The sequence below is a fragment of the Microtetraspora sp. NBRC 16547 genome (assembly GCF_030268965.1).
In the GTDB taxonomy this organism is placed as follows: domain Bacteria; phylum Actinomycetota; class Actinomycetes; order Streptosporangiales; family Streptosporangiaceae; genus Microtetraspora.
The window spans coordinates 1-249 of the sequence record NZ_BSSE01000148.1 but is presented as its reverse complement, the minus strand read 5'-3'; the positions used below and the strand labels follow the sequence as shown (position 1 = coordinate 249).

The window sequence follows — 249 nt, the reverse complement described above, 5'->3', positions numbered from 1 at the left end:
CCTTGTGTGAACCCGACGGCTTTCCCGTCTGGACCAGCGACGTAGAGCCTGGCGGTGTCGTCGATATCGAAGCTGCTCGCCGTCACGTGCTTCCTGCCGTCTACCCGTACGCCAAGGCCATGCCCGTCCTGGCCGACCCCGGCTATCAAGGTGCAGGTCACGGCATCGTCGTTCCGTTCAAGCAACCTGCTGATGGCAACATGCTCAGCGTCGACAACCGCGCCCGCAACGCCCTACAACGAGCGCTAC

At 63.5% G+C, this 249-nt stretch carries 1 protein-coding gene; it reads left to right on the top strand.

Features of this window, described 5'->3' with window-relative positions; genetic code table 11:
* The coding region (locus QSK17_RS35995) for a transposase family protein (RefSeq protein ID WP_285711181.1) at positions 1–249 on the top strand (249 nt) is incomplete at both ends.